The sequence below is a fragment of the Vannielia litorea genome (assembly GCF_019801175.1).
In the GTDB taxonomy this organism is placed as follows: Bacteria; Pseudomonadota; Alphaproteobacteria; order Rhodobacterales; family Rhodobacteraceae; genus Vannielia; species Vannielia litorea_B.
This window is the reverse complement of the sequence record NZ_JAHVJR010000001.1, coordinates 998706-1022170: the sequence shown is the minus strand read 5'-3', so window position 1 is coordinate 1022170 and position 23465 is coordinate 998706. Positions and strand designations below refer to the sequence as shown.

Genomic DNA, 23465 nt, shown 5'->3' with positions numbered 1-23465 from the left:
CCCGACCTAGAACAGCGATCTGTCGAGCGTGGTATCTTTCTCGCCCGTAAAGAAGCTTCTCAGAACCTCAGGCGCGAAAGCCTTGATCGACTTGGACCGGCTCTCGGGCATCAACCCCAGCGCCGGCACGCACAGCCCGGTCGCGACCATATGCGCCTGCGCAATGCCCGTGATCTTGGCAAGATGCTTGTCATCGATACGCGGCGACAAGGTCGCCTGCATCACTTCGCCCAGCTTGCGAATGCGCGTTGCAGGCCGCAGGTGAACATCGCGCATCGAAGCCGTCACCTTGACGCCAGCCTGCGCAAAGAATGCCTCACGCAGAGCATCCCGCTGGCCGCGGTTCTCATCCTGAGCCGAATTCCAGCTCCCTGACGTCGGTTTGAGTGCCATGACTACGCTCCTAGTTCAGGTCGATACGACCGGCCGTCGCCTTGATGCTGGAACTGCCGTTGATCTTGATATCGACACCCTCCAACGAGATGTTGCCATCACGGTCCATCACCAACTTGGACTTTCCGACCACCAGCTCGAACTTCTCGCCCACGTGAACGACCTTGTTGTTGCCGACTTCCTCCCACGACCCGATCGCGACGCTCTCGTTCTTGATGCCACCCACGGTGACCTGATAGCCGCCGCCGACCGTCAGCGCCTTCGCGGCGCCAACCATCTCGGTCGAAGAGAGCATCACCGTCTCCGCCTTGTTCTTCGCGACCCCGATCACGAGGTTCCCCTCACCCATGTTCAGAAAGTCCGGCAGCCCCAGCTTGTTGGCCAGATCGCCGAGCTTGTTCGTGAAGGCGGTGAAGGCGCCGGTCACGGCGCTCTGCAATTTGTTGGGGCCGACCATCAGGGTCATGTTGCCGCCGATCACCTCGTGGTGGTTGTTGCCCACCTCGATCGACTTGTTGTTGCCCACGCTCTCCGACTGGTTCCGGTCCACCCGCTTGGCCCGGTTGTTCTCGACGTGGATCTCATGGTCCTTCTGGGCGTGGAGATAGATCTTCTCCTCGTCCTTCTCATCCTCGAAGTAGAGCTCGTTAAAGCCCTTGCCCTGGTGCGTATCGGTCCGGAAGGTCGAGCGGGTCTTGTGCTTGGGCAACTCCCACGGCACATCGTTCTTGCCGTTGTACACGCAACCCGTCACCAGCGGTTTGTCGGGGTTGCCCTCGATAAACTCCACCACCACTTCCATCCCGATCCGCGGGATCACCATGCCGCCCCAGCCCTTGCCGGCCCAGTTCTGGCTGACCCGGCAGCGCATGGAGTGGGCGCCAGTCAGGTCCCAGTGGAAGCGCACGAGGATGCGTCCGTACTTGTCGCAGTCGATCTCGCCCTCGCCCACCACGCGGGCGGTCTGAGGCCCCTGCACGATGGGTTGCGGCGTGGCGCGCACCGGCGCGAAGGGCGCCGAGACCGGCGTGAGCACGTAATGCCCCTCATAGGCCCGCTCGCCATCGGTTGCGCCGGAGCGATAAGCCTCCGAGGTGAACTCGTGGCGCGCCTCCAGGCACAAGTGCTGCTCGGCGGCGATGAAATCCGCAAACGGCCCGTGGGCGGTGCAGCGCATGCCCGACTTCAGGCTGATCACATCGCCCGCCGCATGTGCACGCACATCCTCGCTGCGCTCCTGCGTGGTCCGCAGCTGCGCCAGCGCTTTGCGGGCGGTGTCATCCTCGCTGTCGGGCGCGGTTCGGTTCGGCTCGCGCGGCGCGCCCGGCACGCCGGTGTCCTCGATGCCGGTCGGGTAATCGTAGCTCTCGATATCGCCGAAGCTGAACTCCGCATCGCCCACCTGCTCCACCACCTGGTTCGCGCCGGGCTTCTTGAAGTTGTAGTCGGCGAGCTTGATCTTGCCGGTGGTCATGTGGCGTGCGCGCCGCCAGTCCCAGAAGTGCTCTTCCTCCTTGCGGAAGTTCTCCTCCACCGGGCGATACTCGCGGGTGATATCGGGCAGCTCGCCCATCGCCTCATGGCTGTCGGTCAGCACGAGGCAGTGGTTCCCCGCCTCATGCTCGAAATGGTAGCTGATCCCGAAGCGCTCCATCAGCCGGCAGGCAAAGGCAAGGTCGCTCTCGCGGTATTGCACCGTGTATTCCAGCTCGGGGTAGGTCTGGTTCAGATCCAGCCGATGGGTCTCCGGCCCGGCGCCCGACCAATCGCCCAGCACCTGCTCCAGAATGTCGTTCACCGGCATCTCGTGGAAGATCCGCTGCTGCCGCCGCCGCCCGGCGAGCCAGAACCACGGGCGCAGTTCCAGCGCATAGCGGTCCCCGGCCACATCGGCCTTCATCCACTCCACCGCCGTCACGATGCCATCGAAGGGGCAGGCGCCGTGGTTCACCGTCTCCAACTGCACCGTCGCATGGGTGCCCAGCAGCGCATCGGGGTCCAGCCCCTTCCGCGCGAGCACCTCGGCCCGGTAGTCGAACAGCCCGTTGACCCTGTCCGTCCCGGCAAATTTCAGAAGCAGCAGGTGATCCTTGCCCAGATCCGTCTCGATCCAGCCGAGGTTTGTCTCCTGGGTATAAACGCCATCCATTGAAAAAAACGCACCATTGAGGGGGGAGGCGTCAATTGCCAAGATTCAAGTGAGTCAAAATACGTTCACACAATACATCTCAAAGTAGAGATAGCGGCAAGGCGCTTCAAGGACCGTTGTGTGAAATTTTCACGTTGATCCCGTTACTTATGCAACAACCCGCCGAGCGGCAGCCGGTACGGCGGGCCAGCCGCCGCCCCATGCGCGACCCGCGCGGCGCAGGGCGCGGTGTCAGGCCAGATGCCGCGTCAGATCCACCGTTTCGTCAGGCAGGTCGAGCGAGATATGCCCGGTGCGCGGGTTCACTGTGACCGCCGGTTTCTCGGGCAGAAAGTCGATCGCCGTGTTCAGGTCGCCAAGCAGCCGCTCAATCGCTTCGCGGCGTGTTTCAATTCTGGGGGTCTCGCTGGCACGCGGGCCAAAGATGGTGCTGAACATCGGGTGTCTCTCTCGGCTCTGTCAGGGTCGGGCCTGCGCCTCTTGCCGCGCGGCCTGTCATCAGATGAACCAGCCCGCCCCACGCCCGGTTCCCTGAAATCCAACTGCCCCCGTGATGTGCCCGCGAAGACCCCGCTCAGACCCCGCTCAGACATTGTGCGCCCCGGCCCGATCGGGCAGAAAGGCCCGGCAAGCGCGGAGGGCCCCATGAAAATCGCCACCTTCAACATCAACGGCGTGAAGGCCCGCATCGGCGCCGTCACCGATTGGCTCACCGAGAGCGCCCCCGATGTGGCCCTCCTGCAAGAGATCAAATCGGTCGACGAGGCCTTTCCCCGCGAGCATTTCGAGGATCTCGGCTATCAGGTCGAGACCCACGGCCAAAAGGGCTTCAACGGCGTCGCCATCCTGTCCAAACTCCCGCTCGAAGATGTCACCCGCGGCCTGCCCGGCGACGACACCGATGAGCAGGCCCGCTGGATCGAGGCCACCGTGATGGGCGAGCGCACCGCCATCCGCCTCTGCGGCCTCTACCTGCCCAACGGCAACCCGGTGGAAGACGGGCAGAGCGAAAAGTTCCGCTACAAGCTGGGCTGGATGGACCGGCTGATCGAACGCGGCAGGGCGCTTCTGGCCGAAGAGCAGCCCGCCCTCATGGCAGGCGATTACAACATCATCCCCTCCGCCATCGACGCCGCCCGCCCCGAGGCCTGGGTCGGTGACGCGCTGTTTCACCCCGAAAGCCTCGCCAAGTGGCGCGAGTTAAACAACCTCGGCTTCACCGAGGCCTTCCGCGCCCGCACCCGCGGCCCCGGCCACTACTCCTTCTGGGATTACCAGCGCGGCGCGTGGGATCGGAACGACGGCATCCGCATCGACCACTTTCTGTTGACCCCGCAAGCCGCCGACACCCTGCGCGACTGCTGGATCGAGAAGGACGTGCGCGGCCGCGAAAAACCCTCCGATCACGTGCCCGTCTGGGTCGATCTGGATGTCTGACATCCCCGACCGCGCCGCCGCCAGCGGCGCGCTCTCGCTCATCGCCCTCGTCGCCTCCCTGCCCCTGCTCGCCCCGCCGCCGCTTTATCTCTGGCGGCAAGGCGCCTTCGATGCGCCCCGCGTCAAGATCACCCGCCTCATCACAGGTAATGACAGCGAGGCCCTCACCGTCGCCCGCGCCATCGAAAGCGGCGATACGCCCGGCGTGATCGAGGCCGAAACCGGCGTCGCGCTCGATGACGGCGGCTCTCGCTCGATCACCCTCGCCTGGTATCTCTCCGCGACCTTCTCGTGGGACAGCCCCCGCGCCGCCTATTTCGATTGGAAAGATGGCTGCGAACAGGCCTGCCCCCAACTCGATGCCATGCTCGAGGCCCACGGCGTCACCGACCGCCCCGACCCTGAGCAGATCATCGCAGACGAAGCCCTGCACTGGGACGAATGGGGCGCCATGCCCGTGGTCTGGGCCCATTACGCCCCGGTCTTCGAGGCCCACGGCCTCCAGCTCGTCACGCTCGACCCCATCGGCGGCTGGGATGCCTATTACCTCTTCGTCACCTCAAAACGCACCGCCGCCCGCTGGGATGGCGTGGTGATCGAAGAGCCGGAAGGCGCCGGGCTGGAGCTTCACGCTATCCCTGCCCCCTCCGCCGATGTGTCCTCCGCAGAGGGCCTCGCCGCCGCCCTGCCGCAGGTCACCGGTACCACCTCCGGCCCGCGCAAGGCCCCACTCCTCGCGGGCCTTCCTCTGCTCGATCTCTTCTGAACCACCCGGCATCAGCCAGCCGTCACATCCTCACCCCAAAGCCAGTCAAACCGCCCGGGCAGTATCCCCGGCGCAAAGCGGCTCGCCAGCCCCAGAGCCAAGTGTGCCGCCCAGCGTTTAGGTCCGCGCGGCAGGTGGTAGTTCCGCGCATTCGCCGTCGCCGCGTCCACGATCCTCCGGCACCGCGCCTCCCGCGCCGCCTGAAACGCCGCCAACCCCGCCTCCAGCCCATCGGCCTCCGCCAATGATGCGGCCAGCACCCAAGCGTCCTCCAGCCCCATCGCCGCGCCCTGCGCAAGGTAAGGCAGCGTCGGATGGGCCGCATCGCCCACAATCACTAGCCGCTCCCGGTTCCACCGCGCCGCGACCCCGTGCCGGAACAGCCCCCAGCGCCGCACGGTCTCTACCCGCGCCAGCCACCCCGGCACCGGCCCGCCGAAGCCCGCGAAGGCCGCCCGAAACACCTCCACATCGCCCGGCACCTGCCAGCCTTCCTCGGCCCACTCCGCCTGCTCCTCACAGGCCACGATGTTCACCAGCCGCCCGCCCCGCAGCGGATAGGCCACCAAATGCCGCCCCGGCGCGAGGAACAGCTGCGCCTCAGGCGGCAACGGCACCTCGGCCTCCACCAGCGCCCGCCACGCTACCTGATGGGTGAACACCGGCTCCTGCGCCCCCAGCAACGCCGCGCGGGCGACCGAATGCAGCCCGTCCGCGCCCACCACCAGCCCCGCTTCCAGCGCCTTTCCCGCAGCTGTGATCACACGTCCCCCGGGCTGCACCTCCGCCGCGCGGCAGCCCAGCGTGATCTCCACGCCCGCTTCCCGCGCGCCGCGTTCCAACACCGCGATCAGATCGGCCCGATGCACATTGGCAAACCGCCCCCGGCCCGCGTAGGGCACAAAGGCCACCTCCTGGCCCCGCGCCGCCTCACGCATCCGCACGCCCCGGCTCTCGTCGCTGACTTCCGCAAAGTCCGGCCCCAGGCCCAGCGCCTCCAGCACCCGGCCCGCATTGGGACTCACCTGTAGCCCCGCGCCCACCTCGGCAATCTCGCCGGCCTGCTCCAGCAGCCGCACCCGCGCCCCGCGCAGGGCCAGCGCCCGCGCCGTGGCCAGCCCGGCGACCCCGCCGCCAAGCACCAGAACATCCAGTCCGATCAAGGTCATGAAAACACAACGCCCGGCCGGCCTCTCGGCCTCCGGGCGCGTTTTGCAATCAGCATCAAGGGATCAGTCGTCCCGATGCACCTTCTCGCGGCGCTCGTGGCGCTCCTGCGCCTCAAGGCTCAGCGTGGCGATCGGGCGAGCATCCAGCCGCTTCAGGCTGATCGGCTCGCCGGTCTCTTCGCAATATCCGTATTCGCCGTTCTCGATCCGGCGCAGCGCCGAGTCGATCTTGGCCACCAGCTTGCGCTGACGGTCGCGGGTGCGCAGTTCCAGAGCCCGGTCGGTCTCTTCACTGGCACGGTCGGCGATGTCGGGGATGTTGCGAGTGCCATCCTGCAAGGCTTCGATCGTGTCGCGGCTGTCAGACAGCAGGTCTTCGCGCCACTGGATCAGCTTGCGACGGAAGTATTCCGTCTGGCGATCGTTCATGAAGGGTTCGTCTTCGGCCGGGCGATAATCGTCGTCCAGAAAAAGTTCCTGCTTCATCCGTGCTCCCTCGGGCTGTGCTTTTCTTTCACTCTGTCGAGTCGTTTGCATCACGCGCTCCAATGCGGTCCATCTACACGCGCCTGCCCCCCTTGTCACTGTCTTTTAATGCCGTCAGGGTGGAATTGACCATGCCGTGATCACAATCAGGCCCACGGCAGAAGATTGAGGAAAATCATGAAATTCGAAGGCACCGAGAGCTACGTCGCGACTGAAGACCTGACCGTTGCGGTCAATGCCGCCGTGGCGCTGGAGCGGCCGCTTCTGGTCAAGGGCGAGCCCGGCACCGGCAAGACGGAACTGGCCCGCCAGGTCAGCGCCGCGCTCGGTCTGCCGATGATCGAATGGCACATCAAGTCCACCACCCGCGCCCAGCAGGGCCTCTATGAGTATGACGCCGTCAGCCGCCTCCGCGACAGCCAGCTTGGCGACGAGCGCGTGCATGACGTGGCCAATTACATCAAACCCGGCAAACTCTGGGAGGCCTTCTCCGCCCCGGGCCGCGTGGTGCTGCTGATCGACGAAATCGACAAGGCCGACATCGAATTCCCCAATGACCTGTTGCAAGAGCTCGACCGGATGGAGTTTCACGTCTACGAAACCGGCCAGACGGTGAAGGCCGAGAACCGCCCCATCGTCATCATCACCTCGAACAACGAAAAAGAGCTTCCCGACGCCTTCCTGCGCCGCTGCTTCTTCCACTTCATCCGCTTCCCCGAGATGGAGACGCTCAAGCAGATCGTCGAAGTCCACCACCCCGGCATCAAGGCCGACCTGCTGACCACCGCGCTCACCCAGTTCTACGAAATCCGCGACCAACCCGGACTGAAAAAGAAACCGTCAACGAGCGAAGTCCTAGACTGGCTCAAACTCCTCCTCGCCGAAGACCTCTCCCCCGAAGACCTCAAACGCGACGGCGCCAACGCCCTCCCCAAACTCCACGGCGCCCTGCTGAAGAACGAACAGGACGTGCATCTGTTCGAGCGACTGGCCTTCATGGCGCGGCGGGAGAGGTAGGGCCTCAGCTTGCTTGCCGATGCTCGTTTCGCCGAGCGGCGCGGTTTATCCTATTGATCTTCCTGCGAAGAGAAGAACGTTCTTTCTGCATCTCGGAAGTGACCTTGGAGTTTAACTCCAGATAAGCTCTGACCTTTGCATCTGGATCAGTCCGCTGAGGAGAAGTCGGCTCAGACTTTTTGACGGTTTGCCTAGGTATGTTCTGTTCCGTCGAGGACGGCCGCAATGGGTCGTACCCAGAACCAAGCACTACTGCCCGCAGTTCGTTGACCGCAGCCAGCGCCTTGGCGTCTTCGTCCAATTTTGAGTACTCTTCGTAGGTCATCGGTTCATCCTCACCGGGTCACAGCCCGGTTGCTCCCCTGAATATAGCAGCCCTTCCCAGTTTCTCCAAAATCCGTTCTGTAGGATTGTCCGGGTCGGGCACTCTAAGCTGTGCAATGGTAACCACGATGCGGTCACCATCCCGCCCGACGAAGTGAACCACGTCATAGCCCTCCAATTCCCTAATCCTGAGATCGCCCACAACCCGGTCGTCCGGGGAGAACAGAACTTCTTTCAGCCGCGCTGCGATCCGGTTCATCGCGGCGTCTGTAATCTGGTAGCCGCGAATGTCGAACTCGGCCTTCTCCGTGGTCTCTGCAACCACCTTGACGCCGCGTCGGATAAACTCGCTCACTTTCTCACCGCTTGCCATGCCCGCGTCTGACCCTAAGCTCGGCATGAACGATCAGGCAAGGCCCATGACCCCCTACCTCACCCTAGACGTCTTCACCTCCACCCCCTTCACCGGCAACCCGCTCGCCGTCATCCCTGACGCGCGCACCCTCCCCGAAGACGCCCTCCAGAAGATCGCCGCCGAGTTCAACTACTCCGAGACCACCTTCGTCTTCCCGCCGGACGACCCAGCCAACACCGCCCGCGTCCGCATCTTCACCCCCACAATGGAGATCCCCTTCGCCGGGCACCCGCTCATCGGCACCGCCGTAGCCCTCGCCCGCGCAGGCCATGGCCCCGACCTGACCCTCGAAACAGGCGTCGGCCCGATCCGCGCCCATGCGACCGACACCGAGGCCCGCTTCACCACAGAGGTCGCCCTGCAAATCCTCGCCCACCCCGAGCCATCCCTCACCGCCCGCGCCCTCGGCCTGCCTGAAACCGCCCTCGCCAACCCGCCCGTCCTCGCCTCCGTCGGCCTGCCCTTCACCCTCACGGAGCTGACCACCCGCGAGGCCCTCGCTGCCTGCGCGCCCGACACCGCCGCCTTCAAACAAGGCGCTGTCGCCTACCCCGGCTCGCTCGACTTCGCCCAATTCGCCTATTGGCCCGACGGCGCCACCATCCACGCCCGCATGTTCGCCCCGCTCGACAATATCCCTGAAGACCCGGCCACCGGCTCCGCCTGCGCCGCCCTCGGCGCCTACCTCACCTCTCTCCACGGCCCCCAGACCCTCACCATCCACCAGGGTGACGACATGGGCCGCCCCTCCCGCATCGGCCTGCGCACCACCGAGACCTCCGTCACCATCTCCGGCGCCGCCGTGCCGGTCATGAGCGGCACCCTCTCCCTCTGACCTGAGCCGGAAAATCCGCGCCCGCCCCCCGGGCCGCTGGAAATCCTCCGCCGCCCCCGCTAAACCCGTGCCACCAGCCGGAGGCCCCCATGACGACCCCTACCCTCATCGAGCGTTCCGCCGCCAAGGGCCTGCGCATCACCGGCCAGCGCAAGGTGATCGCCGAAGTGCTCGATGCCGCCTCCGACCACCCGGACGTGGAAGAGCTCTATGCCCGCGCCTCCGCCGTGGACCCGCGGATCTCACTCGCGACGGTCTACCGGACGGTCAAGCTGTTTGAAGAGGCCGGGCTGCTGGAGAAGCTGGAGTTCGGCGATGGCCGCGCCCGCTACGAGGACGCCGAGCGCGACCACCACGATCACCTGATCGACATGAAGACCGGCGAGGTGATCGAGTTCGTCGACCCCGAGATCGAGGCCCTACAGGAGAAAATCGCCGAGCGCCTCGGCTACGAGCTCAAGGGCCACCGGCTGGAGCTTTACGGCATCCGCCGCACACCCCGCTGAGGCGGCACTGACTGGCCGAGGAGCGGCAGCAGTTCGTCAACCCGGATCGGCTTGTGCAAGGTGCCCCGCAGCATCTCGCCCGACAGGCTCAAGGGCAGCTCCTGCGCCTCGTCCGACAGGATCACATGCGGAATATTGGCCGTCGCCAGCCGCAACAGCGCCGTGACCGCCGCCTCCGGCTTGTCGCCAATGTCGACAACCGCCGAAGACACGCTGGACTGCGGCGTTGCCAGCGCGTCGTAGGATGGCACCTCCACCACCTCGTATCCGGCTTCCGAAAGCATCATCTGCAAGTCGAGCGCCAGAATACGGTCAGAACAGACCACCGCCACACGTTCGGCCGTGGTCTCAACCTCTGGTTTTGCTGTCCGGTCGTAGTCCAAATCTGCACCTCCGACCCAACTATACCACACCACCGCGACACTAGCAATTTTTCCTTTTTTCTCTGATACTTAACATACAAACATGCTGCAAGCACAGATTAGTCAGCACCTTGCGCAACTTACTCATAGTTGGTATTTTTTGCACGTTCTGCGGAACTTCGGCGCCCATCGCCCGTTTCCTCAGTTAACAAGCGGAAAAGGCAGTTTCCGGAAGTGACGACGATGAGTGACAACAACGCCAAACGCACCGATCGGCTGCAGATCATGCTGACCGAAGAGGAGACCGTCGCGCTCGACGACTGGCGGTTCAAGCACCGTATGCCCAGCCGATCCGCTGCAGTGCGCGAACTCCTGCGCCGCGGTCTGGCCGCCGAAGGCTATTTCGACCGCGCCAGCGCCTCCCAGTCCTCCGGCACCTTCGGCCTGTTCGAAAAGGACGCGCCCGGTGAAGCCTCCGGCGACTCCCCGAGCGAGCCGACCGACGACTGACAGCTCCCCCTGTTACTCCCCGCCTCGGCCCTGTAGGGCTGCACCGAAAGCAAGTGAAAGGGCGGCGGGTGTCGGACAATCTCAAGGGCATCGTGCTGATGGTGCTGGCCATGCTGGGCCTCGCCTGTACCGACAGCATCGTCAAGCTGATGGCCGCCTACATGCCTGCCCCGCAGGTGATACTCATCCTCGGCGGCACCACTGCGGCGATCTTCTGCGCCGCCGCGCTCGCCCGCGGCGAGCCGGTGTTCTCTCGCGCCTTCTTCCACCCCGCCGTGGTGGGCCGTAGCCTTTCCGAGGCGGTGGCCTCGATCACCATCACCCTCGCCATCGCGCTCGCGCCCCTCACCACTGTCTCCGCCCTGATGCAGATGAACCCCATCCTCGTCACCCTCGGGGCTGCGCTGTTCTTTGGCGAAAAGGTTGGCTGGCGCCGCTGGTCGGCGGTGGCCGCCGGCATGGTCGGGATGCTGATGATCGTCCGCCCCGGCATGGAGGCCTTCGACCCGGCCTCCCTCGTCGCCGTTGCCGCCGCCGTGGCGCTCTCCGCGCGTGATCTGACAACCCGCGCCGCCCCCCGCACCATCCCCTCGCTGACACTGGCCGCCTGGGGCTTCTCGCTGGTGCCGCTGGCCGCCGTGGCCGCGCTGCTGATCGGCCCCGGCTTCGTGCCCCTCACCCCTTCCTCCCTCGCCTGGGCACCGCTCGGCGTGGCCTTCACCCTCGTGGGCTACCTCGCCCTCACCGCCGCCGTGCGCGTCGGCGAGCTGGCCACGGTCGCCCCCTTCCGCTACTCCCGCCTGCTCTTCGCCACGCTCATCGCCGTCACCTTCTTCTCCGAGCGCCCCGATGGCTGGACGATCGCAGGCTCCCTGCTGATCATCGCCGCCGGTCTCTACGCCTTCCTCCGCGAACGCCGCCGCGCTGGGTAGCTCGGCAACTGCCGCTCCACTTCCGCCGATCCTGTTAGCGCTATCACATCCCGGCTTGCACCACGCCCCCCGGCTGCTATGACGTAGGGCAAACGACACGCGCCAAGGGAGGCCGCCCCCATGTCCACCATCATCGACATTCACGCCCGCGAGATCCTCGACAGCCGCGGCAACCCCACCGTCGAGGTCGACGTCACGCTCGAAGACGGCACGCTCGGCCGCGCCGCCGTGCCCTCCGGTGCGTCCACCGGCGCCCATGAGGCGGTCGAAAAGCGCGATGGCGACAAGTCCCGCTACAAGGGCAAGGGCGTCCGCGAGGCCGTGGCGGCCGTGAACGGCGAGATCGCCGAGGCGCTCGTTGGCTTCGAGGCCACCGAACAGGTCGCGCTCGACGGCGCGATGATCGAGCTGGACGGCACCCCCAACAAGGGCCGCCTCGGCGCCAACGCCATCCTCGGCGTCTCGCTCGCCGTGGCCAAGGCCGCTGCCGAATTCACTGGCCAGCCGCTCTACCGTTACGTCGGCGGCACCTCCGCCCGCACCCTGCCGGTGCCGATGATGAACATCATCAACGGCGGTGAGCACGCCGACAACCCGATCGACATTCAGGAATTCATGATCATGCCGGTCTCCGCCCCGACCATCGCCGAGGCGGTGCGCATGGGCTCCGAGGTGTTCCACACCCTCAAGGGCGAGCTCTCCGCTGCCGGCATGTCCACCGGCCTCGGTGACGAGGGCGGCTTCGCCCCCGAGCTGGCCTCCACCCGCGACGCACTCGATTTCATCCTGAAGTCCATCGAGAAGGCCGGCTACAAACCGGGCGAAGAGATCGCTCTCGCGCTCGATTGCGCCGCGACCGAGTATTACAAGGGCGGCAAATACGAGATGAAGGGCGAAGGCGCCTCGCTCTCCTCGGAAGAAAACGCCGACTACCTCGCCAAGCTCGCCAGCGACTACCCGATCATCTCCATCGAAGACGGCATGTCCGAGGATGACTGGGAGGGCTGGAAGATCCTGACCGACAAGATCGGCGACAAGGTCCAGCTTGTGGGCGACGACCTCTTCGTCACCAACCCCGCCCGCCTGGCCGATGGCATCTCCAAGGGCGTGGCCAACTCCATGCTGGTGAAGGTCAACCAGATCGGCACCCTGACGGAGACCCTCAAGGCCGTCGATATGGCCCACCGCGCGCGCTACACCAACGTCATGTCGCACCGCTCCGGCGAGACCGAAGATGCCACCATCGCCGACCTCGCCGTGGCCACCAACTGCGGCCAGATCAAGACCGGCTCCCTCGCCCGCTCCGACCGGCTGGCCAAGTACAACCAGCTCATCCGCATCGAGGAAGAGCTGGCCGAAACCGCCATCTACGCGGGCCGCTCGATCCTGAAAGGCTGAGCCCCGCCCAAAGGCCCCGGCCCAGCCGAACCCATCGCCTCGCGCCCCACCCGGGGCCCGAGGCCCCCGGCCCGGTTCTCCCGCGCCGCCGCTTCCAGCCCGAACCAACCGCCTGCCTGCGGCACATCCCATGCTGACTCGCCTGCGGCATATCTTCAGCTCACGCGCCTGTGGCACGATGCAAACACCTGCGCCTGAACCCAAAAACCGGTGTCACCCCACGGTTTACCCAGCCCGATCCGTCTTGTAGAGCCGATGAAAGGTTACGCGACGTGAGATAAGGCAATATGAACCAGGAAGAGTTCGTCGAGCATGTCGGCCCGCAGCTTGTGCATCTGACGATGCGCTCCAACGTGCCGGGCATCAACGCGGGCGGATTGATCCGCGCCGCCGAAATCGCCCGCCGGGCGGGCATCGACCCGCGCGATCTGCGGCTGCGCAAGGAGCGCACCGAGATCAAGCTCGATACCCGCACCATCAAGCTCAATCACCAGCGCCCGCTGATCGCAGGCGCCGCTCAGGCCGAGACCTTTCTCGAAGGTCACACGCTTGAAAGCTGGTCCGACGTGCTGAACTCGCGCCTCTTCTTCTGGCCCACCGGCGGCGGCTCGACCTTTGCCGCCAGCCTCAAGGCCGAGGATGATATCGTTCAGGTCAGGCTCGACAGCCGCCGCTTCTTCGATGCCTTCGCCCCCGCCATCGACTTCTCGCCGATCAACAGCGGCTCCGCCACCCGCCGCGCCTCCGTGCGGGGCGACTGGCTCTTCGTGCCGGTCAGCGAGGGGTGGGACGCCTTCGCCGAGAACCGCCGCAAGCGCGGCCATGCCCAGCGGCGGGACAGCGTGGCAGAGGTCTCGATTTCCTGCGATATCCCGCCCGAGGTCTTCCGCAAGCTGATGCTCGCCTCCGGCCAGAGCAGCTCCGCCTGAGGGCCACTGGCCGCTCAGGCCTTGCGCACCTCGCTCGCCAGTTTCAGCACCCGGTCGCCGTCATCCTGCTCGATATAAAGCGCCGGGTCGTCCTTGCTGCCCGTCCGCTTCACCACCTCGCCCTGCGGCTTGCGCTCCACCGTCTCCTCGTGGACCGAGCGCACCTTGCCCTCTGCCGTGCCTTGCCCCCAATCCCACTTCACGCGGTCGCCTTCCTTCACGTCGCTCATCTTGCGCTCCTCTGACTGTTCCCACCCCCAACGCGCGAGCGCCGAAAAAGGTCAGGCAAAGCGGGCGGGCCGATAGGGCGCGAGCAAGGGCGCCTCGCCCCCGCCCATCTCGGCGGCCACCAACTCGCCCATGAGCGCGCCCAGCGTCACGCCCGAGTGCATCACCGCCAGCCACAGCCCCTCCGGCCCGCATTGCCCCACCACCGGCAACCCGTCTCCCGGCACCGGGCGCCACGCCAGCCGGGCCTCCGCCAGCCCGATCTCCAACTCCGGAAAGAGGCCGCGAACCCTTGCCAGCGTGGCCTCCGCCATCGCCTCCGCGCTCTCAGGCAGCGCCTCGGTTTCATCGGCCTGATGGTTGGGCGAGGCCGGTACGATCAGGCATCCCTGCCCGTCCTGCCGGATCTCCATGCCGCCCGGTACCAGCACCGGCGCAAAGCGAGTCTCCACCGGGGTCGTGCGCAGCACCACCGCCGGGCGGGTCAGCATCGGCAGCGGCACCCCGAGCGGCTCCACAAGCGCCGCTGCGCCCACGCCCGCGCAGATCAGCACCCGGTCGCCCGAAATCACGCCGCCCTCCACCGCCACGCCGGTCACGCGCCCACCTGCAACCTCCACCCGCTCGGCCCGGCAGCCGCTCAGCACCCGCGCGCCCGAAGCCTCCAGCAGGTGCCGCGCCACCGGCGCCGCCTCAATCACGCCTTCCGAGGGCATGAACCACGCGCGCTCCGGCACCTCCGCCAGCCCCGGCACCTCCTCGCGCAACGCCTCGGCGTCCCACGGCTCCAGCGGGTAGCCAAAGGCCTCCAACTCCGCCGCGTCCTCGACCTCCCAATTCACGCAACCGCACCAGTCCACCAACCGGCCCGTCTCCCGCTCGAGCCGGCGCCACGCCTCCATCGCCTCCTGCCGCAGGCGAAAGTGATGCGCGTCGTGGTAAAAGCTCGCGTTGATCCAGCCAAAGCTCGCACCCGTCGCCACGCCGCCGGGCTGGCCGGCGTCGATCACCACCACCTCGGCCCCGGCCTGCGTCAGCCGGTAGGCGCAACTCGCCCCGATCAGCCCCGCGCCCACAATCACAACCCGTTCCCGCATCGCCTGCCCCTTTGCGCTCCTGCGCGCGCAAGGCTAGCCTCTGCCCATGGACGCGCAAGAGATCATCGACCGCCTCGGCCTGCAGCCCCACCCCGAAGGCGGCCACTACCGCCAGACATGGGTAGAAGACCCCGCCCAAGGCCGCCCCGCAGGCACCTGCATCTACTTTCTGCTGAGGCCCAGCGAGCGCAGCCACTGGCACCGGGTCGATGCCACCGAGATCTGGCACTTCTACTCTGGCACCCCGCTCACCCTGCGGATCGCCGCCACCCAGCATGGCCCCGCCACCCGCCGCCGGCTCGGGCCTGACCTCGCCCACGGCGCGCCGCAACTGATCGTCCCCAAGGACCATTGGCAGGCCGCCGAGGCCGATGCCTCCGGCTGGGCGCTGGTCGGCTGCACCGTCTCCCCCGGCTTCCGGTTCGAGGGCTTCACCCTCGCGCCCCCGGGCTTCGATATCCCCGATGGATCATAAGGCGCTGCTCGCCAGCCTCTCGCCCGAGGAACGGCAGCGCCTGACCGCCCGCCGCAACGGCCCCGCCCTGCTGCGCCTCGCCGCCCACCTCGGGGCGCTCGCCGCGATGGCCGCCTATATCGCCGCCGCCGCGCCGCTCTGGTGGGCGATGCTCCTGCCCTACGGCATCGCCCTCACCTTCCTCTTCACCCTCACCCATGAATGCACCCACCAAACGCCCTTCCGTACCCGCTGGCTGAACGAGGCCACCGGTCACCTCGCCGGGGCGGTGCTGCTGCTGCCGTTTCTCTGGTTTCGCTACTTCCACTTCGCGCACCACCGCCACACCGGCGACCCGGCGCTGGACCCCGAGATCGCAGGCCACCCCCGGCCCGGCACCCGCACCGCCCTTGCGCTCTATCTCACCGGCTGGGGCTACTGGCACGGCAACCTGACCGCGCTCTGGCGCAATGCCGCCAGCCGCCCCGCCGCCTATGTGCCCCCGGCCAAACGCCGCGCCGTGGTGTGGGAGGCGCGCATTCATATTGCCGCCTACGCCCTCCTCCTCGCTCTCGCCCCCACGCAGGCCTTCACCTTCTGGCTCCTCCCGCTGCTCCTAGGCCAACCCGCGCTCCGGCTCTACCTTCTGGCCGAGCACGGCCTTTGCCCGCCGGTCGCCAACATGCTGGCCAACACCCGCACCACGCTGACCACCCGCCTCATCCGGGCGCTGGCATGGAACATGCCCTACCACGCCGAGCACCACGCCTTCCCCGCCGTTCCCTTCCACGCGCTGCCCCGCTTGCACAAAAAAACCCGGGCCCACCTCCATCAGGTGAGCCCGGGCTATGCCGCCTTCACACAGAGCTACTTGCGCAGCCTCCGGTGACCACTCAGGCGACATATCTCGCCCCGCCACTCTCGCGGCAGGGTCAGGAACTGCCGCTTCAGCCGCAGCGTTTCGCCTTGTAAACCGACTTCGCCGCATCCCGGCGCAGGGCGGCATCCTTCACCACGTTGCCGCCGATCTCGGCCGCTACGCCCGCCGCCTTGCCGCGCCCGATCAACGCGCCGACCACCTGCAATCCGGTGCCCTTCTCGCGCTTGCCCGCCAGCTTGGCTGCCTTGCTGTATTCCTGCGCCAGCTGCTTGCAGCTCCGTTTGGCATAGGTGCCCACCAGCCGCTGATACTTGGCGGCATCCGCGCCGCGATAGCCGTGGCTCTTGGCGCTGGCCACCGGGGCCGCCTCCAGCCCGCCTGCAAGGGTGCCGCAGGCCGCCAGCACGGCCAGTGTCGTTGCGATCAGTCTCATCCGTCGTCTCCTCATGTCCAAGGCCCGTCACCTTGGGACAGAGGGCTATCCCGGCGCGCCGCTCCGGGTCACGTGACGAATGCCGTCATGAAGGTTCGGCCCCGGCAAAGGCACGTCGGCGGGCGATTGAGCGCGCCCGAAACACCGCCCGATGCGTTAACCTCTCGAGGCTTTGCATTTTTGTCGTATGCATAGGATGTGCATGGAATGTGCATCACTTGTGCATTGAGCAAATTCACGGTTAACGCGATTTACCCCGCCGCGTCTTGCATTTTTGCAAAGCCCCCGGAGGGCTGCGAAACAACGCCTCCGCCCACCGCCGCCCGCGCACCCGTGGTGCCCGGCCAAGAGGTCGGCAGCCCCTTCGCCACCCGCACCGCGAGATAGGCAAAGGCTTGAGCTTCCAGCATATCTCCGTCCAGCCCCACGGCCTCCACCGGCTCCACCGGGCAGCCGAGGCCCTCCGCGATCATCGCCATCATCACCGGGTTTTTCCGCCCGCCGCCCGTCACCAGCACCCGCTCCGCCGGGGCCGGAAAATGCTCCTGTCCCAAGGCCACAGAGGCCGCCACCGCAGCCGTCAATGTCGCCACCGCATCCGTGTCGGGAAGCCCCGCAACCTCTTGGGAAAGCTGGGCAAAATCATCCCGGTCGAGCGACTTTGGCGGCAGCTTGAAGAAGTAGCGATGCTCCGCGAACCGGGCCAGAATGGCCTCATCCACCTCGCCCTTCGCGGCCAGCTCTCCGCCCTCGTCAAAGGGCAGGCCCAGCCGCGCGCCCACGAGGTCATTCACCGGCGCATTCGCAGGCCCGGTATCAAAGGCCAGCATCGCCTCCGGCCCCTTCGCCGGGTCGATCCAAGTGACATTTCCGACCCCGCCAAGATTGAGGAAAACCAAGGGCTTGTCGGCCTTGATGAACTTCGCCAGCGCGTAGTGATAGGCCGGGGCCAGCGGCGCGCCCTGCCCGCCCATCTCCACGTCATCGGAGCGAAAATCCCAAACCACGGGCCGCCCCAGCGCCTCCGCCACAACCCGCCCGTCCCCGGCCTGATGGGTGCCGCGCCCGCCCGGATCATGGGCGAGGGTCTGGCCATGAAAGCCAACGATATCAACGCCCTCGATCAGCTCTTCGAGGATCACCACATGGGCGGTTTCCACGATCTCGGCGGCCTCCGCCACGCCCGCCTCGCCCGGCCAACGCCCCAGCGCCGCCTTCAGCGCGCGGGTCTCCGGCCCCGAGTATTCCCGGTAACCACTTGGCCCAAAGGCAAAAATCTCCTGCCCATCGGTCTCGATCACCGCCGCATCCACGCCATCCAGCGAGGTGCCGCTCATCGCCCCCAGCGCCCTCACGCGCGCCTGCCCCTTGGCCTTTTTCAACATGGCCTTCCCCTCTTGCCTGCCTGCCAGTATGAGGGGGGCTCAATCCACTTCGCAACATGGAAAAGAGCGATGACCTACCACCCCAAATCGGACTTCATGGCCGTGATGATAGAGCGAGGCTTCCTGGCGGATTGCACCGACTATCAAGGCCTCGACGAAGCACTGATCCAAGGCGTGGTCCCGGCCTATATCGGCTACGATGCCACGGCCAAATCGCTCCACGTCGGCCACCTGCTGAACATCATGATGCTGCGCTGGTTGCAAAAGACCGGCCACAAGCCGATCACCCTCATGGGCGGCGGCACCACCAAGGTGGGCGATCCAAGTTTCCGCGCCGATGAGCGCCCCCTGCTGACGGCGCAGGCGATCGACGACAACATCGCCTCGATGAAGAACGTCTTTGCCAAGTATCTCAGCTACGGCGACGCGCCCACCGATGCGCTGATGCTCAACAACGCCGAGTGGCTCGACGGCCTCAACTACCTGGAATTCCTGCGGGATATCGGCCGGCACTTCTCGGTCAACCGGATGCTCAGCTTCGAGTCCGTCAAGTCGCGGCTCGACCGGGAGCAATCGCTCAGCTTCCTCGAATTCAACTACATGATCCTTCAGGCCTACGACTTTCTGGAGCTCAACCGCCGCTACGGCTGCCTGCTCCAGATGGGCGGCAGCGACCAGTGGGGCAACATCGTCAATGGCATCGACCTCACCCGCCGGGTGATCGACCAGCAGATCTTCGGCCTCACCTCGCCGCTGCTGACCACCTCCGACGGCCGCAAGATGGGCAAGAGCCAAGGCGGCGCCATGTGGCTCAACGCCGACATGCTCGCGCCCTACGAGTTCTGGCAGTTCTGGCGCAATACCACCGATGCCGATGTCGCCCGCTTCCTCAAGCTCTACACGGAGCTTCCCGTTGACGAATGCGAAAGGCTCGGCGCGCTACAAGGCTCCGAGATCAACGACGCCAAGATCCGGCTCGCCAATGAGGTCACGGCGCTCTGCCACGGGCTCGAGGCGGCAGAGGCGGCAGAGGCCACCGCGCGCGAAGTCTTCGAAAAGGGCGGCGTGGGCGATGACCTGCCAACGCTGAAGGTCACCGCCGCCGAAGTGGCCGAGGGCATCTCCGTGGTGCAGCTCATCACCCGCTCCGGGCTGGCGAAATCGGGCAAGGAAGCCAAGCGCCTGATCGCCGACAATGGCGCCCGGATCGACGATGCGCCGCTCACCGATGCCGGGTTGATGCTCGACGCCGCGGCCCTTGCCTCGCCGGTCAAACTCTCCGCCGGCAAAAAGCGCCACGCCCTCGTGGTGCTGGAAGGCTAAGATAACAAGCACTTGCGGCGCGGCCCTCACACCGGGCCCGCCGCGGTCGCAGGGTTAACCACTTGCGATGTTATAACGTTACAATTACACCGTCCCCGACTCATATCGGAGACCCTTCATGCGTATCATCCCCTCCCTCGCCGCTCTCATCGCCGCCACCCCCGCGCTGGCCGAGCCCAAGGTCATCACCGACCTGCCGCCTGTGCATTCTCTCGTCGCCAAGGTGATGGAGGGCGTCGGCACCCCCACGCTCCTGCTCGATCAGGGCGGCTCCGGCCACTCCCTCTCGCTCCGCCCCTCCCAGGCCGGCGCCGCGCAGGACGCCGACCTGATCTTCTGGATCGGCCCGGCCATGTCGCCCGGCCTCGAAAAACCCTTCGAGACACTTGGCGAAAACGCCCATGTCATCGCCCTGATGGAGCAGCCCGGCACCCTGCTGATCGACACCGCCGAGTCCGAGCCACACATGCATGATGGCGAAGAGGGCCACGAAGACCACGCTGAAGAGGGTCATGACGACCACGATCATGACCACGAAGATCACGCCGAAGAAGGCCACGACGATCACGATCATGACCACGAAGAGCACGCCGAAGAAGGCCATGACGACCACGATCATGACCACGAAGAACACGCTGAAGCGGGCCATGACGATCACGATCATGACCACGAAGATCACGCCGAAGCAGGCCACGACGACCACGATCATGACCACGAAGAGCACGCCGAAGGCGGCCATGATCACCACGACCACGGCCCCGAAGATCCGCACGTCTGGCTCTCGCCCGACAACGCCAAAAACTGGCTCGCGTTGATCGCCGAGGAACTTTCCGAGCACGATCCCGACAACGCCGCAACCTACGCGGCCAACGCCGAGGCCGCGCGCAGCGAACTCGACACGCTTATCGGTGAAATCGAGGCCACCCTCGCCCCCTTCGAGGGCCGCGAATACCTCGCCACCCACCGCGCCTTCGCCTATTTCGAGGCTCGCTTCCACCTGACCCCGGCCCATGCGCTCTCCGGCGTCGATGGCAACACCCCGGGCCCGCGCGCGATGGAAGAGGTCCGCCATGCCGCCGAAGAGGGCGTGACCTGCCTCATCACCGAGCCCGACACCTCCGAGGCCTCCATCGCCACCCTCACCGAGGGCACCGCGCTCAAGGCCCATTTCCTCGACCCGCTCGGCCGTGACCTCACCCCCGGCCCGAACCAGTACAGCGAACTTCTGCAAAACATCGCAACGGTTTACGCCGATTGCCTGAAGTAAGCGCAGAGGCAATTGCCTAGGGGCGGCATCGTCCCTAACCTCCCGCCAAAAGGGAGAACCAGACGATGCCGCTCACCATGTCCCGCGAGGTCTTCATCACCTGCGCCCTCACCGGCGCAGGCGCCACGCAAGACCGCTCCCCTCACGTCCCCCGCTCGCCCAAGCAAATCGCCGAGGCCGCCCGCGAGGCCGCCCTGGCCGGCGCCGCCTGCGTGCACGTCCACGTCCGCGACCCTGAAACCGGCGCCCCCTCCCACGACCCGGCCCTCTTCCGTGAGACGGTCGAGCGCATCCGCGATCTGGAGCCGGACATGGTGATCAACCTCACCGCCGGCTTCGGCGGCGATCTCATCTTTGGCCCGCCCTCGCGCCCCCTCCCGCTCAGCCAGGAGAGCATCATCCTCACCGCCGAGGAGCGCGTCGCCCATGTGGCCGACTGCCTGCCCGAGATTTGCACGCTCGACTGCGGCACCATGAACTTCGCCGAGAACGACTATGTCATGACCAACACGCCCGGCATGCTCCGGGCCATGGGCCGCGCCATGACCGATCTGGGCGTGAAGCCCGAGATCGAGGCCTTCGACACTGGCCACCTCTGGCTCGCCCGCCAGTTGGTCGATGAAGGCGTCCTGCACGGCCCCGCCCTCGTGCAGCTCTGCATGGGCGTGCCCTGGGGCGCGCCAAATGACCTGACCACCTTCAACGCCATGGTCGCGGGCGTGCCCGAGGGCTGGACCTTCTCCGCCTTCTCCCTCGGCCGCGATCAGATGCCCTATGTCGCCGCCGCCGTCCTCGCCGGCGGCCATGCCCGCGTGGGGCTGGAAGACAACCTCATGCTCTCGCGCGGCGAGTTGGCCACCAACGCCCAACTCGTCGAGCGCGCCGTGGCCGTCATCGAGAGCCTCGGCGCCCGCGTGATGACGGCGCAAGACATGCGCGATAGCCTCGGTCTGGTCAAACGCGCCCCGGTTTAAGCAGAAATTTAACTTTTAAGGAGATAACCAGATGAAACGCATTGCTTTCGCGCTTTTGCTCTTTGCCACACCCGCCGCCGCCGAGATCCCGCCCTGGGCCGGCTATTGGGCCGCCGACCCGGCCTGGTGCACCAACACTAACGGCGAGGTGCCCGAGGCGCCGATCTACCTCGCGGACACCGAGTTTCGCGGCTACGAAAACGGGTGTGACATCATCTCAGCCACCCCCCTTGCTGCCGGGGACGCTTGGGATGTGAACATGGCCTGCACGGGCGAAGGGGAGGAATACGAGAACGACCTGATCCTTATGGTCGAGAACGGCACCACGCTGTTCTGGTGGGACGAAGGGTTCATGACCCACTTCACCAAGTGCCAATGAAGGCGGCGATCCTTGGCACAGGCGTCATCGGCGCCGGATGGGCCGCCCGCTTTCTGCTCGCAGGCTGGGATGTTGCGGTGCACGACCCGGCCCCCGGCGCCGAGGAACGGCTGACAGCTACGCTTGATGCCGCCCGCCGCAGCCTGCCGATGCTTTCAGAAGTCGCCCTGCCGCCCGAGGGCACGCTGAGCTTCGGCACGCTGGAAGAGGCGGTGAAAGGCGCCATATGGGTGCAGGAGAGCGCCCCGGAACGCCTTGATCTGAAACATGAAATCTGGGGCAAAGTGCTGGAGCATGCCGCATCGGATGCGGTGCTCGCCTCCTCCACCTCAGGCTTCACCCCCACCGCGCTCAACGGCGGCGCGGGCCTGGTGATCGTCGCCCACCCGTTCAACCCGGTCTACCTGATCCCGCTGGTCGAGCTGGTCGGGCAAGACACCGCCCAAGCCGCCGAACTGTTGCGCGGTATCGGCATGTATCCGCTTGAGATCACGGCAGAAATCGACGGCCACATCGCCGATCGCCTGCTCGAATCGGTCTGGCGCGAGGCGCTCTGGCTGGTCAACGATGGCATCGCCACCACCGAGCAGATCGACGAGGCCATCCGCATGGGCTTCGGCCTGCGGTGGGCGCAGATGGGCCTGTTCGAGACCTACCGCCTCGGCGGCGGCGATGGCGGCTTTGCCCAGTTCCTCGCCCAGTTCGGCCCCGCGCTCAAATGGCCCTGGAGTCACCTCACCGACGTGCCCGACCTCAATGACGCGCTGGTGCAAAAGATCGCCGCGCAATCCGATGCGCAATCGGGCCACCTCACCACCGCCGAGCTGACCACCCTGCGCGACGCCAACCTCGTCGCCCTCCTCCGCGCCCTCAAACAGCGCGACGCCGGTGCGGGCAAGCTGCTGAACACGCACGACAAATCCCTCACGCCCCCGCCGCCTCCGCCCGGCCCGGAGCCCCTCGTCACCCTGCGGCGCACCATCCCCGTGGACTGGACCGACTACAACGGCCACATGAACGAAAGCCGCTATGGCCAGCTTTGGTCAGACGCGGGCGATACCATCCTCGTTGCCATCGGCATGGGCCCCGAAAGCCCCGGCGCGCAGGGCGCCACATGGTTCACCGTCGACAACCACATCCGCTATCTAGCCGAATGCCACGCGGGCGACGCCTGCGAGGTCCGCACCACGGTGCTCATGGCCGAGGGCAAGAAGCTACGGATGCATCACGAGATGTTCGTCGGAGAGACCCTCTCCGCCACCTGCACCCAGCTCCTGCTGCATATCGACCTCGCCACCCGCCGCTCTGCTCCACCCGCGCCGCAAGTCGCTGAAAAGCTGGGCGAATACGCCAAGGCCCATCAGCCCCTGGCAGCGAAACACACATAGGTCGGCACCTGTCCCGCCCCTCGCACCAC

General features: G+C 66.3%; 28 protein-coding genes. 16 read left to right on the top strand and 12 right to left on the bottom strand.

Annotated elements, in window-relative coordinates:
- Positions 1 to 6: 6 nt before the first annotated feature.
- The 3 genes from KUV38_RS05010 to KUV38_RS05000 form a co-directional block, all read right to left on the bottom strand.
- A complete protein-coding gene (locus KUV38_RS05010) occupies positions 7 to 393 on the bottom strand; it encodes a hypothetical protein (protein ID WP_222468998.1) in 387 nt (128 codons plus the stop codon).
- 10 nt (positions 394 to 403) lie between these two features.
- Positions 404 to 2542, bottom strand: coding sequence for a type VI secretion system Vgr family protein (locus KUV38_RS05005; protein ID WP_222468997.1), 2139 nt, complete (start codon positions 2540 to 2542; stop codon positions 404 to 406).
- A gap of 231 nt (positions 2543 to 2773) precedes the next feature.
- Positions 2774 to 2980, bottom strand: a complete 207-nt coding sequence (locus tag KUV38_RS05000; RefSeq protein ID WP_222468996.1) for a hypothetical protein — start codon at positions 2978 to 2980, stop codon at positions 2774 to 2776.
- A gap of 207 nt (positions 2981 to 3187) precedes the next feature.
- Between KUV38_RS05000 and xth the strand changes: the two genes are divergently transcribed.
- A complete protein-coding gene (gene xth / locus KUV38_RS04995) occupies positions 3188 to 3979 on the top strand; it encodes an exodeoxyribonuclease III (protein WP_222468995.1) in 792 nt (263 codons plus the stop codon).
- Entirely contained in the window at positions 3972 to 4745 is a 774-nt protein-coding gene (locus KUV38_RS04990) for a hypothetical protein (protein WP_222468994.1), read from the top strand. Before xth ends, KUV38_RS04990 begins: the two co-directional genes overlap by 8 nt.
- 11 nt (positions 4746 to 4756) lie before the next feature.
- Here KUV38_RS04990 and KUV38_RS04985 read toward each other — a convergent pair whose 3' ends face one another.
- Together KUV38_RS04985 and dksA are read right to left on the bottom strand one after the other, a co-directional pair.
- A complete protein-coding gene (locus KUV38_RS04985; protein ID WP_222468993.1) occupies positions 4757 to 5914 on the bottom strand; it encodes an FAD-dependent oxidoreductase in 1158 nt (385 codons plus the stop codon).
- Positions 5915 to 5977: 63 nt separating this feature from the next.
- Positions 5978 to 6400, bottom strand: coding sequence for an RNA polymerase-binding protein DksA (gene dksA / locus KUV38_RS04980; RefSeq protein ID WP_222468992.1), 423 nt, complete (start codon positions 6398 to 6400; stop codon positions 5978 to 5980).
- Between the two features lie 177 nt (positions 6401 to 6577).
- Here dksA and KUV38_RS04975 point away from each other — a divergent pair, with 177 nt between their 5' ends.
- The gene (locus KUV38_RS04975; protein WP_222468991.1) at positions 6578 to 7417 is read left to right on the top strand and encodes an AAA family ATPase; all 840 of its coding nucleotides are present in this window, start codon (positions 6578 to 6580) and stop codon (positions 7415 to 7417) included.
- 4 nt (positions 7418 to 7421) lie between these two features.
- Here KUV38_RS04975 and KUV38_RS04970 read toward each other — a convergent pair whose 3' ends face one another.
- Both KUV38_RS04970 and KUV38_RS04965 read right to left on the bottom strand, forming a co-directional pair.
- Positions 7422 to 7742 (bottom strand): hypothetical protein, encoded by a 321-nt coding sequence (locus tag KUV38_RS04970; protein WP_222468990.1) that lies wholly within the window; start codon positions 7740 to 7742, stop codon positions 7422 to 7424.
- 18 nt (positions 7743 to 7760) lie between these two features.
- The gene (locus KUV38_RS04965) at positions 7761 to 8114 is read right to left on the bottom strand and encodes a hypothetical protein (protein WP_222468989.1); all 354 of its coding nucleotides are present in this window, start codon (positions 8112 to 8114) and stop codon (positions 7761 to 7763) included.
- 25 nt (positions 8115 to 8139) lie between these two features.
- Between KUV38_RS04965 and KUV38_RS04960 the strand changes: the two genes are divergently transcribed.
- Complete coding sequence (locus KUV38_RS04960) at positions 8140 to 8991, top strand: PhzF family phenazine biosynthesis protein (RefSeq protein WP_261385156.1); 852 nt, start codon at positions 8140 to 8142, stop codon at positions 8989 to 8991.
- Positions 8992 to 9080: 89 nt separating this feature from the next.
- Positions 9081 to 9497 (top strand): Fur family transcriptional regulator, encoded by a 417-nt coding sequence (locus tag KUV38_RS04955; protein WP_222468988.1) that lies wholly within the window; start codon positions 9081 to 9083, stop codon positions 9495 to 9497.
- On the opposite strand, the gene KUV38_RS04950 is transcribed toward KUV38_RS04955, so the two are convergent.
- Positions 9470 to 9880 carry a hypothetical protein gene (locus KUV38_RS04950; protein ID WP_222468987.1) on the bottom strand — a complete coding sequence of 137 codons (411 nt, stop codon included), beginning with the start codon at positions 9878 to 9880 and terminating at the stop codon, positions 9470 to 9472. The genes KUV38_RS04955 and KUV38_RS04950 overlap by 28 nt on opposite strands.
- 222 nt (positions 9881 to 10102) lie before the next feature.
- Here KUV38_RS04950 and KUV38_RS04945 point away from each other — a divergent pair, with 222 nt between their 5' ends.
- The 4 genes from KUV38_RS04945 to KUV38_RS04930 all read left to right on the top strand — a co-directional run bounded on the left by KUV38_RS04945 (position 10103) and on the right by KUV38_RS04930 (position 13628).
- Entirely contained in the window at positions 10103 to 10369 is a 267-nt protein-coding gene (locus KUV38_RS04945) for a hypothetical protein (RefSeq protein WP_222468986.1), read from the top strand.
- Positions 10370 to 10437: 68 nt separating this feature from the next.
- Positions 10438 to 11301: a DMT family transporter gene (locus KUV38_RS04940; RefSeq protein WP_222468985.1), complete on the top strand. Its 864-nt coding sequence runs from the start codon at positions 10438 to 10440 to the stop codon at positions 11299 to 11301.
- A 120-nt stretch (positions 11302 to 11421) separates the two neighbouring features.
- Positions 11422 to 12699: a phosphopyruvate hydratase gene (gene eno, locus KUV38_RS04935; RefSeq protein ID WP_222468984.1), complete on the top strand. Its 1278-nt coding sequence runs from the start codon at positions 11422 to 11424 to the stop codon at positions 12697 to 12699.
- Between the two features lie 287 nt (positions 12700 to 12986).
- The gene (locus KUV38_RS04930; protein WP_222468983.1) at positions 12987 to 13628 is read left to right on the top strand and encodes a DUF7002 family protein; all 642 of its coding nucleotides are present in this window, start codon (positions 12987 to 12989) and stop codon (positions 13626 to 13628) included.
- 14 nt (positions 13629 to 13642) lie between these two features.
- On the opposite strand, the gene KUV38_RS04925 is transcribed toward KUV38_RS04930, so the two are convergent.
- On the bottom strand, positions 13643 to 13858 hold the full coding sequence (locus tag KUV38_RS04925) for a DUF2945 domain-containing protein (RefSeq protein ID WP_222468982.1): 216 nt from the start codon (positions 13856 to 13858) through the stop codon (positions 13643 to 13645).
- 51 nt (positions 13859 to 13909) lie between these two features.
- On the bottom strand, positions 13910 to 14953 hold the full coding sequence (locus KUV38_RS04920) for an NAD(P)/FAD-dependent oxidoreductase (protein WP_222468981.1): 1044 nt from the start codon (positions 14951 to 14953) through the stop codon (positions 13910 to 13912).
- A 46-nt stretch (positions 14954 to 14999) separates the two neighbouring features.
- Here KUV38_RS04920 and KUV38_RS04915 point away from each other — a divergent pair, with 46 nt between their 5' ends.
- Complete coding sequence (locus KUV38_RS04915) at positions 15000 to 15428, top strand: cupin domain-containing protein (RefSeq protein ID WP_222468980.1); 429 nt, start codon at positions 15000 to 15002, stop codon at positions 15426 to 15428.
- Positions 15418 to 16296 (top strand): fatty acid desaturase, encoded by an 879-nt coding sequence (locus KUV38_RS04910; RefSeq protein ID WP_222468979.1) that lies wholly within the window; start codon positions 15418 to 15420, stop codon positions 16294 to 16296. Before KUV38_RS04915 ends, KUV38_RS04910 begins: the two co-directional genes overlap by 11 nt.
- Before the next feature lie 58 nt (positions 16297 to 16354).
- On the opposite strand, the gene KUV38_RS04905 is transcribed toward KUV38_RS04910, so the two are convergent.
- On the bottom strand, positions 16355 to 16720 hold the full coding sequence (locus KUV38_RS04905; RefSeq protein WP_222468978.1) for a hypothetical protein: 366 nt from the start codon (positions 16718 to 16720) through the stop codon (positions 16355 to 16357).
- Between the two features lie 251 nt (positions 16721 to 16971).
- Positions 16972 to 18105 carry an anhydro-N-acetylmuramic acid kinase gene (locus KUV38_RS04900; RefSeq protein ID WP_222468977.1) on the bottom strand — a complete coding sequence of 378 codons (1134 nt, stop codon included), beginning with the start codon at positions 18103 to 18105 and terminating at the stop codon, positions 16972 to 16974.
- 69 nt (positions 18106 to 18174) lie between these two features.
- Here KUV38_RS04900 and tyrS point away from each other — a divergent pair, with 69 nt between their 5' ends.
- The 5 genes from tyrS to KUV38_RS04875 all read left to right on the top strand — a co-directional run bounded on the left by tyrS (position 18175) and on the right by KUV38_RS04875 (position 23436).
- Complete coding sequence (gene tyrS / locus KUV38_RS04895) at positions 18175 to 19428, top strand: tyrosine--tRNA ligase (RefSeq protein WP_222468976.1); 1254 nt, start codon at positions 18175 to 18177, stop codon at positions 19426 to 19428.
- A gap of 118 nt (positions 19429 to 19546) precedes the next feature.
- Positions 19547 to 20695, top strand: coding sequence for a zinc ABC transporter substrate-binding protein (locus KUV38_RS04890; protein WP_222468975.1), 1149 nt, complete (start codon positions 19547 to 19549; stop codon positions 20693 to 20695).
- A gap of 65 nt (positions 20696 to 20760) precedes the next feature.
- The gene (locus tag KUV38_RS04885; RefSeq protein WP_222468974.1) at positions 20761 to 21669 is read left to right on the top strand and encodes a 3-keto-5-aminohexanoate cleavage protein; all 909 of its coding nucleotides are present in this window, start codon (positions 20761 to 20763) and stop codon (positions 21667 to 21669) included.
- Positions 21670 to 21700: 31 nt separating this feature from the next.
- Positions 21701 to 22048 (top strand): hypothetical protein, encoded by a 348-nt coding sequence (locus KUV38_RS04880; RefSeq protein WP_222468973.1) that lies wholly within the window; start codon positions 21701 to 21703, stop codon positions 22046 to 22048.
- Positions 22045 to 23436, top strand: a complete 1392-nt coding sequence (locus tag KUV38_RS04875; protein ID WP_222468972.1) for a 3-hydroxyacyl-CoA dehydrogenase NAD-binding domain-containing protein — start codon at positions 22045 to 22047, stop codon at positions 23434 to 23436. Before KUV38_RS04880 ends, KUV38_RS04875 begins: the two co-directional genes overlap by 4 nt.
- The last annotated feature ends 29 nt before the right edge of the window (positions 23437 to 23465 follow it).

Coding starts and splice junctions, on each gene's coding strand:
- KUV38_RS05010 (WP_222468998.1), bottom strand. CDS start 393: ATGGCACTCAAACCGACGTCAGGGAGCTGGAATTCGGCTCAGGATGAG.
- KUV38_RS04960 (WP_261385156.1), top strand. CDS start 8,140: ATGAACGATCAGGCAAGGCCCATGACCCCCTACCTCACCCTAGACGTC.
- KUV38_RS04915 (WP_222468980.1), top strand. CDS start 15,000: ATGGACGCGCAAGAGATCATCGACCGCCTCGGCCTGCAGCCCCACCCC.
- KUV38_RS04965 (WP_222468989.1), bottom strand. CDS start 8,114: ATGGCAAGCGGTGAGAAAGTGAGCGAGTTTATCCGACGCGGCGTCAAG.
- KUV38_RS04990 (WP_222468994.1), top strand. CDS start 3,972: ATGTCTGACATCCCCGACCGCGCCGCCGCCAGCGGCGCGCTCTCGCTC.
- KUV38_RS04945 (WP_222468986.1), top strand. CDS start 10,103: ATGAGTGACAACAACGCCAAACGCACCGATCGGCTGCAGATCATGCTG.
- KUV38_RS05000 (WP_222468996.1), bottom strand. CDS start 2,980: ATGTTCAGCACCATCTTTGGCCCGCGTGCCAGCGAGACCCCCAGAATT.
- KUV38_RS05005 (WP_222468997.1), bottom strand. CDS start 2,542: ATGGATGGCGTTTATACCCAGGAGACAAACCTCGGCTGGATCGAGACG.
- xth (WP_222468995.1), top strand. CDS start 3,188: ATGAAAATCGCCACCTTCAACATCAACGGCGTGAAGGCCCGCATCGGC.
- KUV38_RS04890 (WP_222468975.1), top strand. CDS start 19,547: ATGCGTATCATCCCCTCCCTCGCCGCTCTCATCGCCGCCACCCCCGCG.
- eno (WP_222468984.1), top strand. CDS start 11,422: ATGTCCACCATCATCGACATTCACGCCCGCGAGATCCTCGACAGCCGC.
- KUV38_RS04905 (WP_222468978.1), bottom strand. CDS start 16,720: ATGAGACTGATCGCAACGACACTGGCCGTGCTGGCGGCCTGCGGCACC.
- KUV38_RS04970 (WP_222468990.1), bottom strand. CDS start 7,742: ATGACCTACGAAGAGTACTCAAAATTGGACGAAGACGCCAAGGCGCTG.
- KUV38_RS04910 (WP_222468979.1), top strand. CDS start 15,418: ATGGATCATAAGGCGCTGCTCGCCAGCCTCTCGCCCGAGGAACGGCAG.
- dksA (WP_222468992.1), bottom strand. CDS start 6,400: ATGAAGCAGGAACTTTTTCTGGACGACGATTATCGCCCGGCCGAAGAC.
- KUV38_RS04885 (WP_222468974.1), top strand. CDS start 20,761: ATGCCGCTCACCATGTCCCGCGAGGTCTTCATCACCTGCGCCCTCACC.
- KUV38_RS04880 (WP_222468973.1), top strand. CDS start 21,701: ATGAAACGCATTGCTTTCGCGCTTTTGCTCTTTGCCACACCCGCCGCC.
- KUV38_RS04900 (WP_222468977.1), bottom strand. CDS start 18,105: ATGTTGAAAAAGGCCAAGGGGCAGGCGCGCGTGAGGGCGCTGGGGGCG.
- tyrS (WP_222468976.1), top strand. CDS start 18,175: ATGACCTACCACCCCAAATCGGACTTCATGGCCGTGATGATAGAGCGA.
- KUV38_RS04920 (WP_222468981.1), bottom strand. CDS start 14,953: ATGCGGGAACGGGTTGTGATTGTGGGCGCGGGGCTGATCGGGGCGAGT.
- KUV38_RS04875 (WP_222468972.1), top strand. CDS start 22,045: ATGAAGGCGGCGATCCTTGGCACAGGCGTCATCGGCGCCGGATGGGCC.
- KUV38_RS04975 (WP_222468991.1), top strand. CDS start 6,578: ATGAAATTCGAAGGCACCGAGAGCTACGTCGCGACTGAAGACCTGACC.
- KUV38_RS04985 (WP_222468993.1), bottom strand. CDS start 5,914: ATGACCTTGATCGGACTGGATGTTCTGGTGCTTGGCGGCGGGGTCGCC.
- KUV38_RS04955 (WP_222468988.1), top strand. CDS start 9,081: ATGACGACCCCTACCCTCATCGAGCGTTCCGCCGCCAAGGGCCTGCGC.
- KUV38_RS04930 (WP_222468983.1), top strand. CDS start 12,987: ATGAACCAGGAAGAGTTCGTCGAGCATGTCGGCCCGCAGCTTGTGCAT.
- KUV38_RS04925 (WP_222468982.1), bottom strand. CDS start 13,858: ATGAGCGACGTGAAGGAAGGCGACCGCGTGAAGTGGGATTGGGGGCAA.